Raw genomic sequence first — 2053 nt, forward strand, 5'->3', positions numbered from 1 at the left:
ACTCCGGCGTAGACGCCGGTGGTGGTGCCGCGCAGGGAGTCCGGGGCGATCCCGGCCCGTTCCAACGCCTCCCAGGCCACCTCCAACAACACCCGCTGCTGGGGATCCATCGCCAACGCCTCACGCGGACTGATCCCGAAGAACTCCGCATCGAAATCACCCGCGTCATACAAGAACCCCCCATGACGGGTATAGCTGGTGCCCGCCCGATCAAGATCCGGATCAAACAACCGCTCCAGATCCCAACCCCGATCCTGCGGGAACTCACCGATGGCATCCACCCCACCAGCCACCAACTCCCACAACTGCTCCGGAGAACCCACCCCACCCGGATACCGACACCCCATCCCCACAATCGCAATCGGCTCATCCACACCGACAACGCCCCCCCGAGCCGCCGCCGGCGCGACCGCCTCCTCCACGACAGCGCCTTCAGCCTCCCGCCGCACAAACGCCGCCACCGCCGCCGGAGTGGGATGGTCGAAAATCAACGTCGCCGGCAACCGCAACCCCGTCACCTGAGCCAACCGGTTACGGAACTCCACCGCCGCCAACGAGTCGAAACCCGCCTCCTTAAACGCCCGACCCACATCCACCGCCGCCGACGACTCATACCCGAGCACCGCCGCGGCTTCCCTACCCACCAAATCCAGTACGAAGCCATCACGATCGGACTCCGCCATCTCGAACAACCGACGCGAAAGGGCACCGCTATCCGCGCGCCGACGAGCCGGTACTCGCACCAACCCGCTGAATAAGGCCGGCAGAAGGCCGGCCCGCGCGAGGGTCGACAGTCGGCTGAAGTCCAAAGCGACGAGGACGAGCTGGGCGGCGTCGACCCCGCTGACGGCATCAAACAAAGCCAGCGCACGCGTACCGTCGAGCGGCTGCATGCCCAAACGCTCCATCCGCGCGCGATCGGCGTCTTGAAGTGCTGCTGCCATCCCGACCGACCACGGCCCCCATGCCAACGCGCGACCTGGTCGGCCCTGAGCACGCCGCCGCTGGGCCAGGGCGTCGAGGAATGCATTGGCTGCGGCGTAATTGCCTTGCCCCGCCGACCCGAACGTAGCCGCCACCGACGAGAACAGCACAAGTTCAACGTCACCAGCGAGCTCATCGAGGTGCACGGCCGCATCGACCTTGGCGCGCAGCACCTCCTCGAGCTGTTCAGCGGTCAACGACGCGATCGTTGCATCGGAAAGTGTGCCGGCCGCATGGACAACGGCCCGCAGCGGATACTGCTCAGGAATGGTCTCCAGCACACCAGCGAGCGCATCGCGATCAGCAGCGTCACACGCCGCGAAGGTCACTGAGCAGCCGTAGTCAGCCAGCTCAGCGGCCAGCTCTTGGCTGCCCTCTGCCGCGGCGCCGCGACGACTCAACAGCACCAGATGACGAACGCCATGCTCACGGGCAAGGTGAGCTGCCACGAGGCCACCAGCAGCACCGGTACCGCCGGTGATCAGCACCGTGCCCTCTGGTTCCAGTGGCGAAGGAGCCGGCCCCCGACTCACCACTCGACCAAGTCGAGGTGCCAGTAAGCCCCCCCTACGCAACGCCAGCTCCGACTCACCACAACTCAGCAAGTCCGCCCACGGCAAATCCGTGACGTTGCCATCAATCTCGGTATCGACGTCGACAAGGAGAAAGCGCTCAGGATGTTCTGCCTGAGCAGACCGCACAAGGCCACGCGCCGCGGCGGCACCCGGGTCAGGCACCTCACCGGCTGTCGCGGCAATCGCCCCATGGGTGACCAACGCCAGACGCGCACCCGCCAAGCGCTCCTCACCCAACCACGCCTGCAACAGCTCCAGAGTCCCCCGCACACCGGAATGCACCGCCTCAACACCACCACCAGCACCACCAGGCAACCGGGCAACGACGACATCAGGAACACGTCCGTCTTCCACGGCAACCGCCAACGCCGCGACATCAGCAGACTGCGCACCAGCAAGCCCCACCACCACCGGCTCATCCACCCCACCCCGCGCAGACTTCACCCCCACCCACTCAACGCCAAACAACGCATCACCCGCCTCACGGGCTGGCG

General features: G+C 66.3%; 2 protein-coding genes and 1 pseudogene. 1 reads left to right on the forward strand and 2 read right to left on the reverse strand.

Annotated elements, in window-relative coordinates:
* Both AWC12_RS31945 and AWC12_RS32070 read right to left on the reverse strand, forming a co-directional pair.
* Positions 1 to 1520, reverse strand: a 1520-nt coding sequence (locus AWC12_RS31945; protein ID WP_207576493.1) for a type I polyketide synthase, incomplete at its 3' end; no start/stop codon positions are given.
* A 66-nt stretch (positions 1521 to 1586) separates the two neighbouring features.
* A pseudogene (locus tag AWC12_RS32070) lies at positions 1587 to 1841 on the reverse strand (SpnB-like Rossmann fold domain-containing protein); the annotation flags it as partial.
* Between AWC12_RS32070 and AWC12_RS31405 the strand changes: the two are divergent.
* A partial coding sequence (locus tag AWC12_RS31405; protein WP_207576494.1) for a hypothetical protein occupies positions 1749 to 2053 on the forward strand: 305 nt, incomplete at its 3' end. The pseudogene AWC12_RS32070 and the gene AWC12_RS31405 overlap by 93 nt on opposite strands.

Origin of the sequence: Mycolicibacterium iranicum (genome assembly GCF_002101705.1) — a bacterium.
GTDB lineage: Bacteria > Actinomycetota > Actinomycetes > Mycobacteriales > Mycobacteriaceae > Mycobacterium > Mycobacterium iranicum.